11 protein-coding genes are annotated in these 13478 nt (G+C 63.3%); 8 read left to right on the forward strand and 3 right to left on the reverse strand.

The window, feature by feature from the left end; genetic code table 11:
- The 5 genes from OB03_RS12905 to OB03_RS12925 all read left to right on the forward strand — a co-directional run.
- A partial coding sequence (locus OB03_RS12905) for an HlyD family secretion protein (RefSeq protein WP_461344418.1) occupies nt 1-539 on the forward strand: 539 nt, incomplete at its 5' end.
- Nucleotides 536-2836: an ABC transporter permease gene (locus tag OB03_RS12910; RefSeq protein ID WP_461344419.1), complete on the forward strand. Its 2301-nt coding sequence runs from the start codon at nt 536-538 to the stop codon at nt 2834-2836. The genes OB03_RS12905 and OB03_RS12910, both read left to right, overlap by 4 nt.
- A 31-nt stretch (nt 2837-2867) precedes the next feature.
- On the forward strand, nt 2868-3419 hold the full coding sequence (locus OB03_RS12915; RefSeq protein ID WP_461344420.1) for a TetR/AcrR family transcriptional regulator: 552 nt from the start codon (nt 2868-2870) through the stop codon (nt 3417-3419).
- On the forward strand, nt 3416-5071 hold the full coding sequence (locus OB03_RS12920; protein ID WP_461344421.1) for an MFS transporter: 1656 nt from the start codon (nt 3416-3418) through the stop codon (nt 5069-5071). Before OB03_RS12915 ends, OB03_RS12920 begins: the two co-directional genes overlap by 4 nt.
- Before the next feature lie 19 nt (nt 5072-5090).
- The gene (locus tag OB03_RS12925) at nt 5091-6242 is read left to right on the forward strand and encodes an HlyD family secretion protein (protein WP_461344422.1); all 1152 of its coding nucleotides are present in this window, start codon (nt 5091-5093) and stop codon (nt 6240-6242) included.
- A gap of 35 nt (nt 6243-6277) precedes the next feature.
- On the opposite strand, the gene OB03_RS12930 is transcribed toward OB03_RS12925, so the two are convergent.
- The 3 genes from OB03_RS12930 to OB03_RS12940 all read right to left on the reverse strand — a co-directional run bounded on the left by OB03_RS12930 (nt 6278) and on the right by OB03_RS12940 (nt 9927).
- The gene (locus tag OB03_RS12930) at nt 6278-8068 is read right to left on the reverse strand and encodes a DUF885 domain-containing protein (RefSeq protein ID WP_461344423.1); all 1791 of its coding nucleotides are present in this window, start codon (nt 8066-8068) and stop codon (nt 6278-6280) included.
- Between the two features lie 156 nt (nt 8069-8224).
- Nucleotides 8225-9394 (reverse strand): TMEM43 family protein, encoded by a 1170-nt coding sequence (locus tag OB03_RS12935; RefSeq protein WP_461344424.1) that lies wholly within the window; start codon nt 9392-9394, stop codon nt 8225-8227.
- Nucleotides 9395-9471: 77 nt separating this feature from the next.
- A complete protein-coding gene (locus tag OB03_RS12940) occupies nt 9472-9927 on the reverse strand; it encodes a peptidase S1 (protein ID WP_461344425.1) in 456 nt (151 codons plus the stop codon).
- 203 nt (nt 9928-10130) lie between these two features.
- Between OB03_RS12940 and OB03_RS12945 the strand changes: the two genes are divergently transcribed.
- The 3 genes from OB03_RS12945 to OB03_RS12955 all read left to right on the forward strand — a co-directional run bounded on the left by OB03_RS12945 (nt 10131) and on the right by OB03_RS12955 (nt 13445).
- Nucleotides 10131-12080 carry a sensor histidine kinase gene (locus OB03_RS12945; protein WP_461344426.1) on the forward strand — a complete coding sequence of 650 codons (1950 nt, stop codon included), beginning with the start codon at nt 10131-10133 and terminating at the stop codon, nt 12078-12080.
- Nucleotides 12080-12763, forward strand: a complete 684-nt coding sequence (locus tag OB03_RS12950; RefSeq protein WP_242913624.1) for a response regulator — start codon at nt 12080-12082, stop codon at nt 12761-12763. The genes OB03_RS12945 and OB03_RS12950 overlap by 1 nt, the downstream gene beginning before the upstream one ends.
- 217 nt (nt 12764-12980) lie before the next feature.
- Nucleotides 12981-13445, forward strand: a complete 465-nt coding sequence (locus OB03_RS12955; RefSeq protein WP_242913623.1) for a hypothetical protein — start codon at nt 12981-12983, stop codon at nt 13443-13445.
- Nucleotides 13446-13478 lie beyond the last annotated feature (33 nt).

Consider the following 13478-nt stretch of genomic DNA (forward strand, 5'->3'; position numbering starts at 1 on the left):
CGGTCGCCGCCCGCCGCGCCACTGCAGCTCACGCCGAGGCCTCGCGTCAGCAATATCTGAAGGCCCGCGCCGGAACTCGTCCGCAGGAAAAGGCCGTCGCCGATGCTCAGGTGGCGGGCGCGCAGGCCGCCATTGCCGAAACTGAGAGCCTTCAGGCGGAAACGCGACTGGTCGCCCCGCATGCAGGTGAGATCGCCGAGCGGTTCGCCAATGTCGGCGAATTGGTGCTGACGGGTGTTCCGGTCTTCACCATCGTCGACACGGCCAATCCGTGGGTCACATTGACGGTGCGTGAGGACCAGTATTCCGACCTGAAGATCGGCTCGATCATCCACGGCGATATTCCGGCGCTGGGTATGGAAAACGTGGCCTTCAACGTCACGGCCATCAGCCCGCAGGGGGCCTATGCCACGGCCCGTTCGACCCGTCAGTCGCGCGGTTATGACGTGCGCAGCTTCGAGGTGAAGGCCAAGCCCGCACGCCCCATCGAGCGACTGCGTCCGGGGATGAGCGTCCTGTTCAACTGGTCGGCGCGGTGACGCCGCGTCGGGCAGGCTGGGCGCAGGTTTTCGGCACCCACCTGCGGGCCGAGGTGCGCCGTCTGCTGACCCGCCGCTGGGATGCGGCGGTCGCCTTTGCCCTGCCGCTGATTGTGCTCTTGGCGCTAGCCGCCATGCTGGGACCGGGGGTGGCGAGAGATATCCCCGTGGCCGTGGTCGATCAGGACCAGTCGACTTTTAGCCGCGCTGCCGTGCGCGAAATGGTCGCCAGCCCTGCGCTCGATCTGGCCTATCAGCCCGCCACGCTGGACGAGGCCATGGGATTGATGCGGCAAGGAAAAATCTATGCCGTCACCCATTTTCCACCCGGCCTGACGCGCGGACTGCTGCACGATCCGCGCACCGTCACCGTCTATTTCAACGGGGCCTTCCAAACCATCGGATCGATGGGAGCGATGCAGCAGTCCGCGGCGGTCGGCATGGCAGCGGCACCCTTGGTGGAAGAACGCGCACGGCAGATGGGCCTGCCCGCGACCCAGCTGTCGCCGCCCGCCGTGCAGGTGTCTATCATCGGCAATCCGCAACTCAGTTTCGAGCTGTTCCTCGGGGCGCTTCTGGGCATGGGGATGCTGCATCTTCTGGCGGCCTGTTCGTCGCTGATGGCGGTCGGGCGGCTGTTGTTCCGTCGCAGTTTCTATCTGACGGGCCGCAGCAGTGGCGGGCAGTTGTCGGCAGCGCTTATGGCGCGACTGTTGCCGCACTGGGTGATCTTTACGCTGTGGGGACTGGCGTGGATCGTCTGGCTGGCGGGCTATCGCGGCTGGGAGGTCGCCGGATCGATGCCGGTGCTGGTGCTAGGTTTGGCAGGGATGGTTGCGGTGACAGTGGCACTGTCGGCTGTGTTGGTCGCGGCGCTGGCCGACCTTGATCTGTCACTGTCGGTCACGGCGGTCTATTCGGGCGCGGCGATTGCCTTTTCCAACGCCACCCTGCCACTGGATCACGGCCCGAAGTTCGCGCAGGTCTGGAGCCAGATCCTGCCCTTTACCCATTACGTGCGCCTTCAGACGGGACAATGGGTGACGGGTTCGCCCGCACAGTCCGCCCTGCCCGATCTGGGTCTGTTGTGGGGGATTGCCTTACTAGCGCTGATCGGCGCTTGGGCCGCTATGAAGTTTCGCTCGCGCCGCCCCGCACAGCCCCATGCCGTGGGCTTTCCCCTGCCGCGCCAATCGGTATGGGGTGCCTTTGCTGCCACCTTTGCCAACCTGCCCAAGGCCCGCCCTGTCAGCAGCCTGCTGCTGCTGGCGGTGGTGCTGTACGCCTTCTACTATCCGGCCGCCTATTCGGGACAGGTGGCCAAGGGCCTGCCCGTCGCCATCGTCAGCACCTCGGACTCGCGCCTTGTACGCAATCTGGTCAGCCACCTGCGCGCCAGCGAAGGGGTGGATGTCGCCACCGTCGCCGGATCATCGCTGGAGGCCGAGCGGTTGATGAAGGACGGCGTGGTTGATGGCGTTGTCATCCTACCCGACCATCTGGGACGCAGTGTGGTTCAGGGCGTGCCGGACGGCATCGCGGTGTGGCTGAACGGCGGCTATCTGGTGCGCGTGGCCTCGGTCGGCAAGGCCGCAGCCGCGGCTGCCGCCGCGACGCTGGAGAGCCAGCTGGAAGGCACGCCCGAGCTGGCCCGCGTCGCCGAGCTGGCACCGTCCATCCGGCAGGAATCCCTGTTCAACCTGACGCAAGGCTATGGCGACTATGCCGTGCCCGCCGTGGTCATGGTCATCCTGCAACAGACCTTGTTGATGGGCGCGGGCGTGATCGCGGCTTTGCGCCGCGAAACGCTGGCACCGCCTCTTGGCTTTGGGGGGCGGCTGGGGCTGTGGCTGGCGCTGATTACCATCGGCACGCTCAGCAGCCTGTTCTATTTCGGCTTCGTGTTCTGGATACAGGACTATCCCCGCGCGGGTGACCTGTGGGGCGTGATTGCCCTGTCACCTGTGTTTGCCGCGGCCAGTTCGGCTATCGGCCTGTGCTTCGGCACCTTGTTCAACCGCCGCGAGCGTGTGGTGCAGGTTTGGGTCGGAAGTTCGGCGCTGCTCTTCTTCCTTGGGGGGGCGGCGTGGCCGCACTTCATGATGCCCAAGCTGCTGGTGGCGCTGGCCTATCTCTTCCCGTCGACAGCGGCGGTCCAAGGCTTTGTGCGCATGAACGCCATGGGGGCCAGTCTTGTCGAGATTGCCCCGCAGGCGATTATCCTTTGTTTGTTGGCCGCAGGTTGGGGTGCCATCTGGCTGGCAGGATTTGCACAGGGCAAAAAAGTCGCGCCTTGACTAAGTGGACACGCGTGTCCACTTAAGCGCCATGGAACGTCCCCTGCGTCAAGATGCCGCAAATCGCCGCACACAGCTGCTGGTCGCCGCACGCGAGGTCTTCAGAGATGAAGGTATCGATGCGCCGCTGGACCGCATCGCCATTCGTGCCGGTGTGGGACGCGCTACCCTTTACCGGAACTTCCCCGGTCGCACTGAAATCGCTTTGGCGGTTCTGATCGACGAGATCGAACAGTTGGTCGATGCCTTTGCGAATTGTTCCGGACCCGACGCCTTTTTCGATTTCCTGACCCAGCTTCAGGCCCTGCTGATCCGCAACTCGGCGCTGGGTGATGTGGTCAGGGCCGCACCTTCGCCTGAACTCCTCGCACCGCTCAGGGCCGCTATGGTGCGGGCCGCCACGCTGCCGCTGCACTGCTCGCAGTCGGCAGGCACTGTACGGAACGACCTGACAGCAACGGACGTTCGCATCCTGTTGTCCATGCTGGTGGCGGGCCTTCACAATGCAACGCCGGAGGAGAGAAACCTTCTGGCGGACCGCGCGCGCCAGTTGACGTTCGATGCAGTGAGGCCGCGCCCATGAGCCGCCACACCTGGGACCTGCCCTGGCACGAGTACCTCAAGACGCTGAAAGAGCACGAGCGTCCGGTCATGCCCGGCTCGCCGGCGACGCCCGATCACACCCTGCCCTATCGCATCGCCTATCTGGTGGTCGGGGTGCTGGTGGCGGTCACCGGCAGCCTCGGCTCGGCCATGGTCATGGCCAACACCCAGCTGCTGGCTGGTGGTCTCGGCGTCTCACTGATGGAAGCCTCATGGCTGCCGGTCGCGTTTGTGATGACCAACGCCTGTATGAACCTGCTGCTGGTGAAGTTCCGCATGCAGTATGGCTTGCGGCTGTTCGCGGAAATCTTCCTGATCGCCTTTGTCGCCATCAGCGCGATCAACCTCTTCTATGCCGATTACCAGACCACGCTGATCCTGCGCGGCGTGGCGGGCATGGTGTCGGCGGCCATGTCGTCGCTGGGCATCCTTTATCTGGTGCAGGCTTTCCCGCAAAAGCACCGCCTGAAGGGGCTGGTTCTGGGCATGGGCCTGACCAGTCTGGGTATCCCGTTCACGCGTGTCTTCACCTCGCGCCTGCTCGATATTTCCGAATGGCACGGCTTCCACACCATGGAGCTGGGGCTGGCTATCCTGTCGCTGGTGGCCGTGTTTTCGCTGCGCACTCCCCCGTCCGAGCGGCTCAAGGTCTATGAGAAGCTGGACTTCCTGACCTTTGCGCTGTTCGCGCCGGGGATTGCGCTGTTGTGCGCGGTTCTGGCCATCGGGCGCAGTGTCTGGTGGTTCGATACGGCGTGGGTGGGCTGGGCGCTGATCGGCTCGATTGTACTTTTGGCCGCGGCCCTGACCATCGAATACAATCGCGCCCGTCCGCTGATTAATCTGCACTTCCTCAGTGGCGGGGCGCTGATCCGGCTGTTCCTGTCGGTGCTTCTGGTTCGCATCGTCATGGCCGAGCAGTCGGCGGGCATTACCGGTGCCATGCAGCAACTGGGCATCGGGCTGGATTCGATGCACCAGCTGTTCGTTGTCATTCTGGCTGCGACCGCAGCAGGCGTGGTGTTCAGCGCCCTGACCATCAACCCTGCCAAGCTGAACAAGCCCATCGCCCTGTCGCTAGGCCTTATGGCCTTGGGCGCGTTTATGGACTCCCGGCTGACGGCCCAGTCCTATCCGGCGCAGCTCTATTTCAGCCAGACCCTGCTGGCCTTTGCGTCCGGCATGTTTCTGGGGCCGGCCATGATCTCGGGCATTGTGCAGGTGTTCCAGAAGGGCACCCACAATCTGATCAGCTTTATCGTGCTGTTCGCGCTGGCCAATAATATCGCCGGCCTAGCGGGCCAGTCCTTTGTGCTGACGCTGCAGGCGGCGCGGATGCGCTTTCATCAGGTGCATCTGGCCGAGGCCATGATCGCCGGCAATCCGAACATCGACCTGCGCCTGAAACAGTTATCGGCGGCCTATGGGCAGGTGATCGGCGATCCCGCCATCCGCGCCTCCGAAGGCTATGCCCTGCTGCAACAGCAGATCAACCAGCAGGCCAGCATCCTCGCCTACAACGACGCCTTCTTCACGGTCGCCGTCATCGCCGCCATCGGCTGCGTCTGGACGACCGTCCACCACATCCGCACACGGCCAAAGGCTCCGCCCGCGCCGCCTGCCAAGTCCTGATCGCGAAACCGAGACCCCCATGACTGATACGCCCCCCGAAAACGGTCAGACCCCGCAAACACCACCGGCCGCACCGCCCCAACCGGCTCCACCGCCGCCCGCTGCGCCCGCCCCCGCTGCGCCTGCGTCTGCGGCCCCGCCGCCGCGCAAACGTATCCTGTTCGGCGTGGTCATGGCCGCGCTGGCGCTAGTTGGTATTGCGCTGATCATGAAGGCATGGGCCCTGCCGCCGTTCAACACGGGCGTCCAGCACACGGACAATGCCTATGTGCGTGGTCAGGTGACGACCATCGCGCCTCAGGTCTCGGGTGCCGTCACTCAGGTGCTGGCGCAGGACTTCCAGTCCGTAAAGGAAGGCGACCTGCTGCTGACCATCGATGACCGCATCTATGTGCAGAAGCTGGAACAGGCCAAGGCCAACCTTCATGCTGCACAGGCGCAACTGGCCAACTCGGCCCAGTCGCAGGACTCAGCCAAGGGCAGCGTCGCCCAGACCCGCGCCTCCATCGCCAGCGCTCAGGCCAATGTCGCCAAGGCCCGCGCCGACCACGAACGCGCTCGCCGCCTGTTCGAGGGTGGATGGGTGGCGCAGGCTCAGGTCGATGTAACCCGCACCGCCTTGCAGGCTGCCGAGGCGCAACTGGCCGCCGCCCGCGCTGCCGAGGGGATCGCCGAGACGGGCGTGACCTCTGCCGTGGTCAGCCGTGGCACGCTGGAAGCCGCTGTCGAGAATGCGCTGGCGCAGGTGCATCTGGCCGAGATCGATCTGGCCAACACCCGTATTGTCGCCCCCCGCGCAGGTCGTCTGGGCGAGATCACCGTGCGTCAGGGCCAGCAGGTCCAGACCGGCAGCCAGTTGATGGCGCTGGTCCCCGACCGTCTCTGGATCGTCGCCAATTTCAAGGAAAACCAGATGCGCGATATGCGCGTTGGCCAGCCGGTCGAAATGGCGGTCGATGCTCTGGGCGGCGCGACGCTTAAAGGGCATGTCGAGCTGATTTCCCCCGCCACCGGCTCTGAGTTTGCGGTCATCCGTCCCGACAATGCGACCGGCAACTTCACCAAGGTGGCCCAGCGCGTGCCGGTCAAGATCAGCATTGATCCCGACCAGCCGCTGGCCCAGCGCCTTCGCCCCGGTCTGTCGGTCACGGCGCGGGTCAGCACCCGATGAAGAAAAGGCCCGATCCGGCGGATCGGGCCTTTGGCTTATTTGGCCTGTTCTTCAGCGATATAGGCCCGCATCTGTTCTTCCAGCGTGGTCAGCGGCACCGCCCCCATCGCCAGAATGCGGTCGTGGAAGGTGCGCTTGTCGAACTTTTGGCCCAGCGCGGCCTCGGCCTCGGCCCGCAGGCGGCGGATTGTGATCTCGCCGAGCTTATAGGCCAGCGCCTGACCCGGCCACGAGATGTAGCGGTCCACCTCGGTCGCCACTTCATGCTGTGACAGGGCGGTATGGCTGGCGAGGTAGTCGATGGCCTGCTGGCGGGTCCAGCCCTTGGCGTGGACGCCCGTATCGATCACCAGACGCGCCGCGCGCCACATCTCGTAGGACAGGCGGCCAAAGTTCTCGTACGGCGTGCGATAGATGCCCATCTCCACACCCAGCCACTCGGTATAGAGGCCCCAGCCCTCTCCATAGCCCGAGAAATAGGTGCTGCGGCGGAAGGCCGGAATGCCCTGCTGCTCTGCCGACAGGGCCGCCTGCATGCTGTGGCCCGGCGCGCATTCGTGCAGGGTCAGCGCGGGGATGTTGTACAGCGGGCGGCTGGGCAGGTCATAGGTGTTCATCTGGCATGAACCCAGACCGCCACGCCCCGCCGTATAGAAGGGTGCCAAGGCTTCCGGCACCGGAATGATGGTGTAGGGGCGGCGCGGCAGCAGGCCGAAGTTTTCACTCAGTTTGGCGTCCACCCGCTTGGCCACCCACGCCGAGGTCATCAGCAGTTCGTCCGGCGTCTTGGCCACGAACTGGGGATCGGTGCGCAGGAAGGTGATGAACTCTTGCAAGGTACCGTCAAAGTTCGCCTGTTTCATCACCTCGTGCATTTCGGCGGTGATGCGGGCGACTTCCGACAGGCCGATCTCGTGGATCTGATCAGCGGTGAGGTCGGTCGTCGTATATTTGCGGATCTGCTCGGCGTAATAGGCCGGACCGTTCGGCATGTCGTAGGCCGCCAGCGAAGTGCGCGTCTGGGGCACGTATTCGTCGTTGTAGAAGCTGAGCAGCTGGCGATAGGCCGGAATGACTTCTTCGATGATCACGCCGCGGGCGTCGGCACGGATGCGTTCCTGCTCGGCGGCCGGGATGGTGGCGGGCATGTTGCGGAACGGCTCGAAGAAGGCGTTGGCCTCTGCCGTATCGGTGATGAAGCTGCGGATCGAGGTATCGCGCCCATCGGCGGTCACACGCGGCACGCTGAACCCGCGAGCCAGACCGGCGCGCATATTGACGAAATGCTCGTCGAAATAGCGCGGGATGTCGCGCATTCGGGCAATGTGGCGGTCAAAGTCCTCGACCGTGCGCAGGCCGCCTGCGCGGTCCAGATAGGTCCAGAAATTGCTGTCGCTGTTGAACGGCATCTCCCATTCGCGGGCGCGACCGTCGATCAGGGTGTGCTCCAGATTGGTGCGAAGGACCGCCGCGTTGATGCGGTCCTCGTTCGACAACTGGTCCAACGGAATGGTGTCTAGTTCACCTAGAACACGCTGGGCCTGTTCGATGCGGCGCTGCTGGCTCGCAACGTCCACCGAAGGCAGGCGGGTTGCGCGCTTATAGCCGCCTTTGCCGTCCGGCTCGCTGCCGTTGTCGCGTTGGTTGAAGTCCCAGTCGGCTTCATAGAGCGTCTTCAGTCGCGCGCCCGCGTCGTTCGGGGCGGTAGCGACGGCAGCGACCTGATCCGCCACTGCAGGGCTCGACAGCGCGGTCGCAGCCAATGCCATACCGACGGCAAACGCCGAAACCGGGCGGCCAAACGCGCCGCCATTCAACTGTGCCATTGTATCCCGCTCCCCTGAAATCAACGCCTTATCAGTGGCAAGGACATCGGGGTAATGCAAGGCAATGCGGCCTGCTGCCGACATTCAAAGGGTAACCGGCAAAAGGGTATCCGGTAAAACGGATACCCTTCGTGCAAACGCGTCGGCCGGAGGAGCTTAGACAGCCGGCGCGGGCACAGGTTTGCGCTTGCGCATCCACAGCACGCCCGCCACTGCAGCCCCCGCGACCGCCAGCAGAATGATGGCGACGACAGGACGGAAAGCCAGCCACGCAAGGGCGATCACGACAAGGCTGAATGCCAGTCCGACAGCGCCCGCCATCAGGCCGGTGCCCATGCGAACAATGCTGCCGATGAAGGGCACCACATCGCCCAGCACACCCAGCGGAGCCAGCAGCATGCCAAAGCCGGCGATCATCGCGGCCAAGCCCACGCCGCGCAGGATCCAGCTCATCGTCTGGTTGGCTGCCTTGGCGGCCTGGAACATCTCGGTGGCCGAGGCTGTACCCGTGCGGACCATGAGAATGGGGCTGCCGGTCTTGGCGATGAACGGGGTGATCTCATTGCCGGTCTGGGCGCCGATGACGCTCAGGACTGTGTTCTGCGGCAGATGGTGATAGGTGATGCGCATGTCACCGACCTGCGGCGTGGCAGCGTTCTGGCCCACGAACAGAACATTCTCTTGCGCCGAAACCGGACGCCCCAGCGCCGAGGACGCTGCCTGAACCTGTTCGGCACTGGGCGTGAAGTTGGTTTGTGCCGTCAGCTGGCTCAGCACAGGTGCCGTGGCCTTAAAGGCTCCGATCGAGGCTTGATCCGCCGCAAAGGTACCGTCTTTCAGCGTCGCCGGGGGATTTTGGTGCCCTTGCGGTTGATTGAAGCGAGCGCTGTCCTGCGGAGCGTTCGTCCACTCGGTTGTGTAGGAATAGGTCGTGACCGTTTCCTGCCCGCCGCCCAGCTTGGTGCGGGTGTCGGACTGGCTGGATTCAAGCCACTGGAAATATTCCACCGATCGCGACAGCACGAGACCATCGGCTGCAACGCCGGTCACATCGTCACGGCGATGCCCCTCGGCAGAGGCCGCCGCGGAAATATGCACCAGCTTGCCGTTATTGGCCGCGTCCACGCGATTGGCGTCCACGCTGATAACAGCGCCTGCGCCCTCTTTATTGGTGCGGACGGATTCAATGGACCGCCCCTCGTTCCAGAACAGCAGAACGATGGCAGCCAGAATGACCACAAAGCCGAACAGAACGCCCTTGATGGCGCTGCCCAAACGTGAAAACCACGACGTCGAGGTCGTGACGCTGATCTGGTCGTTAGACATGGATTTCTAGCCCCTGCATGGAAAACAAAGGGCGTCCCACCAACAGCAGGACGCCCCGTTCTGGACAGTCCGTCCGCTTACGGAGTCTCGGTGACTTCGAGCGTGGCCGAGGCGGTCGAGTCGCCCAGCACACCGACCCAGATGTCATAGGTGCCGCTTTGCGGACGCGAGAAGCGGACCATGGCATCGCCGTCGCCATAGCTGTCATCATCGCAATACCAGCGGCCATCCGGACCGTTGATGATCAAGGTCGTGTCAGCGCTCGACACGGTGCGGAAGACCAGCGGAAGGCCGCCGGCGTCATAGGTCACTTCGAAATCCGGAGCGTCGGAGATATTGCCCATGCACGAACCCGGAAGGCGGGCACCGTTGATGCTGCCGCCTGCGGTCATGCTGACGCGATAGGGATCGGGCGTGAAGCCTGCGCTGAGGCTGACTTCACCAAAGGTGGCGGTGCGATGTGCGGTCTGCGCCATCGCCGGAGCGGCCATAAGAACAACGGCGGCAGCCGCCAGCACGAAGGTCTTTTTCATATCCAATGTCCTCATCAGGGCGCGGTATGCGCTGTCCAAGCGTCTCGCCCGGTCCAGCCCGGTGGAAGCCTGATAAGGTTGTATTGAAAACAAACACGTCGGTGCAGCACCACGGATATGGGGGTGCTCATATTTACAGGCGTTGCGGCAAGGCGCCGTTTTGCCATATTGTCCCCGCGAGTAACGATATCTGGGGATAGGGCATGTTACGAGTACGAAGCGACCGCGCCGCGGGCGACGGGTCCAATGATGCCTTGCATCCAAAGCCCACCTGGCAGCGCGGTTTACGCATTATCGCGGCCATCGTCGTCATTCAGGCTGTTTTTTGGGGCCTGTTCTATGCCCCGATCGGGCCGCGTAATTCCCCGCGTAACATCGACCGTATCGCCTTCTCCAGCGCCGAGCTGGCAGAGTTGAAGGCTCCGACCGAGGCGGCCGCCGACGTGGCGACCTACAGCAAGATCAACCTGCCCTACACCGACTGCTGCGATCCGGCCTATCTGTCACTTCGCATGACGTTCAACCTGACCGACGTTCCGCCCGAAGGTCTGGGGCTGGTGGCCTATCAGCAGGTCGACAACTTTATTTACCGCCTGAACGGCTCGGTCATTCACAAAAAGGGCCGGATGGAGTTCGCCCGCCAGACCTTTGATGGCCAGCGCCCCTATCTTCTGCATGTCCCCGCAGGTCTGCTGAAGGCTGGCGAAAACCAGATCAACATCATTACCGTACGCCACGGCTTTCCCTATACAGACCTCGTCGAGCCGATGATGGGCGAGTATCAGCAGGTGCGCGAAGCCACGGCGATGCGCTTCTGGCAGGTGATTGATTACCGCATGCTGGGCGGTGCCCTGACCTTCCTGCTGGGCCTGTTCGCGCTGATCACCGTCTTTCGCTCGCAGGACAAGCTTTTCGCCTCTTGGCTGCTGGTGCTGTGCTGGTCGTGGACGGCCTATTGTGCCTACGGATTGGTCCTCGACATTCCGCTGAGCGGGCTGGGCCGGATGGTCGCCTTCTTCGCCCTCACCTCACTGGTGTCGGTGAGCCTGATCTGCTTCCTCGACTCCTGGACACGCCGTCCCCTGATCAAGCTGCAGTTCGCGCTGATTGCATGTTGGCTCGTCTTTACGGCAGCAACCGTTTACGCGCTGCATAAGGTGCCCATGCCCATGGGCTTCGACCTGATGGATAAGGCATGGTCGTGGTTCGCTCTGGCCGCCGGATGCATCGCGGTGGCGCGGCTGGTGTGGCATTTCGCGACCACGGCCGAGGATCGTTATATCGAGGCGGGCCTTCTTTCGATCTGCGCAGTCTGCCTCGCGCTGGACGCAGTGGGGGCCAAGTTCGGGCTGCTGGCGGGCGGTTATTTCGTCGATTCCGCCGCCATACTTATTCTGGCCTTCGTCATCGCCTTCCTCCAGCGCAACTTCCATCTGTTCCAGTCGGCGCTAACGCTCAACAACATGCTGGAAACCAATCTGAAGCGCCGCGAGGCCGAGCTGGCTCAGGCCTATATCCGCGAACGCGAACTGATCGACCAGCAGGCGCGCAATGAAGAGCGTCGCCGCCTGATGCGGGACATGCACGATGGCGTGGGCGGTCAGTTGGTCGGCCTGCTGCTCGAAGTGCGACGCGGAGCCATCGACAAGGACAGAATGGCCGAAGGTCTGCAGACGGCGATGGATGAAATCCGTCTGATGATCGATTCCGTCGACGCGACCGCCAGCACACTCACAACCATGCTGGACGTGTTCGAGAGCCGCGTACGCCCGCGTGTCGAGGGCGCGGGCCTGATGTTTGACTGGAACGTCGAGTTGGCCTCGGAGGTCGACTTGGCGCCTCCTGTAGTCCTTCAGATCTTCCGCATCATGCAGGAAGGCGTAACCAATGCCATCAAGCATTCGGGAGCCAACACCATAGCGGTGCAGGTCCGCACGGATGTCAATGCCGATCTGACTGTCCGCATCGCCGACAACGGGAAGGGCTTGCCCGCCAACCTGACGTCCAGCGCACCTCAGGGCGGGCATGGTCTGGGTAATATGCGCACCCGCGCCACCACCATCGGCGGGACCATCGACTGGACCAATGCCACGCAGGGTACCGCTATCGTTCTGAGCATTCCCCTAACTGTATCCGAGAGTGTCGCCGCCTGATGTCCGCCGCCTCCCCCCAGTCAGCTCCGCAGACGCTCCGCATCGGCCTTCTCGAAGACAGCGTGCCCGTGCGCGAGCATTTCGAACATATCGTCGGGCAGTCCGGGGATATGGAGCTTTGTGGCATTGCCACCTGTCTGGCGGAGCTTCCTGCTGTTATCGCCCAAAAGCCTGATTTGATGCTCACCGATCTGGGCCTCCCCGACGGGAGCGGGTTGGACGCCATTCCAGATATCAAGGCCGCCGGTATCTTCTCGCTGGTCATCACCGCATTCGGCGACAAGGAGACAGTGCTCTCTGCATTTAATGCGGGGGCCGATGGCTATCTGCTCAAGGATGCGACGACCGAAGCGATACTGGACGGCATTCGCGTAACCGTAGCGGGCGGTGCGCCCATCAGCGCCGCAGCGGCCACTTTCTTACTACAGCAACTGCGCGTCCCCGCCGCTCCGAGCGAGGCTCCCAAATCACAACTCCCGGCTGCCGAGCGCCTGACGCCGCGAGAGGCGGAGTTGCTGTCCCTGTTCTCACGGGGACATTCCTATAAGTCTGCCGCGCGCGAGTTGGGCATCTCGCCCCTGACCGTTGGCGATCACGTAAAAGCCATCTATCGCAAGCTCGCCGTAAACTCGCGCAGTGAAGCCGTTTTCGCTGCGGTCCAGCGGGGACAGTTAACCCTCTAAGCCCCCATATTCATGGCGTTATCGGCATGCTTAACAGCCGCTAGTCTTTCTCCGACTTCAATCGGAGATTGTCATGGCAGGTCACGGCCGCTTGCGGAAAACTCGGCACGTTCTGATGGCGCTTGCTGTTAGCACGTTTGCTGGAACTGGCGTGGTGGCCTGCGGTGATGGTCCGCCTACTGCGCAGGGTGGGGATTTTCCAAGCCACCCCCTCGCGATGGCCAGCACCACCCGCGCGCCCATTATCGCCGCCGAAGGTCATCGCTCGCAGAGCACTCCTGTTTATGCGAGCGGAGGCCAGTCCGAAAAATCCGGTGCCCGTGCCTATACGCCTCCGTCGGGAAGTCGCGAACGCCGCGAGCTGATGGACGTTATCCGGCTCAGAACCCGTCAGGATCTAGGAACGCACGCCGTCTTCGTGGTTCGGAACTTGCGGTCAGACGGCCAGTGGGCCTTCGCGCAATTGGAGCCGCAACACCCTGACGGTTCGCCTATAAGGCCTCACACGACACCCGCCTATCGCGACAGCCCTTCAAAGCTGTCGAACAACATCAGCATCGACGCGATATGGGTAAAGCTGAACGGAAGCTGGAACGTGTATGCGTACCAGATCGGCGCGCGCGACGTCTGGTGGCTAGCACATTGTGACGCTGGAGCAGCCTCTGTCCTGCCGGGCTGTTAAGGGTCACAGCCCGAGCGTGAGACAGCAAAAAGC

Source organism: Brevundimonas sp. GN22 (assembly GCF_054824005.1).

Bases quoted from the DNA above. Each gene is read 5' to 3' on its own strand.
- OB03_RS12915 (WP_461344420.1), top strand. From the start codon at position 2,868: ATGGAACGTCCCCTGCGTCAAGATGCCGCAAATCGCCGCACACAGCTG.
- OB03_RS12920 (WP_461344421.1), top strand. From the start codon at position 3,416: ATGAGCCGCCACACCTGGGACCTGCCCTGGCACGAGTACCTCAAGACG.
- OB03_RS12925 (WP_461344422.1), top strand. From the start codon at position 5,091: ATGACTGATACGCCCCCCGAAAACGGTCAGACCCCGCAAACACCACCG.
- OB03_RS12930 (WP_461344423.1), bottom strand. From the start codon at position 8,068: ATGGCACAGTTGAATGGCGGCGCGTTTGGCCGCCCGGTTTCGGCGTTT.
- OB03_RS12935 (WP_461344424.1), bottom strand. From the start codon at position 9,394: ATGTCTAACGACCAGATCAGCGTCACGACCTCGACGTCGTGGTTTTCA.
- OB03_RS12940 (WP_461344425.1), bottom strand. From the start codon at position 9,927: ATGAAAAAGACCTTCGTGCTGGCGGCTGCCGCCGTTGTTCTTATGGCC.
- OB03_RS12945 (WP_461344426.1), top strand. From the start codon at position 10,131: ATGTTACGAGTACGAAGCGACCGCGCCGCGGGCGACGGGTCCAATGAT.
- OB03_RS12950 (WP_242913624.1), top strand. From the start codon at position 12,080: ATGTCCGCCGCCTCCCCCCAGTCAGCTCCGCAGACGCTCCGCATCGGC.
- OB03_RS12955 (WP_242913623.1), top strand. From the start codon at position 12,981: ATGGCCAGCACCACCCGCGCGCCCATTATCGCCGCCGAAGGTCATCGC.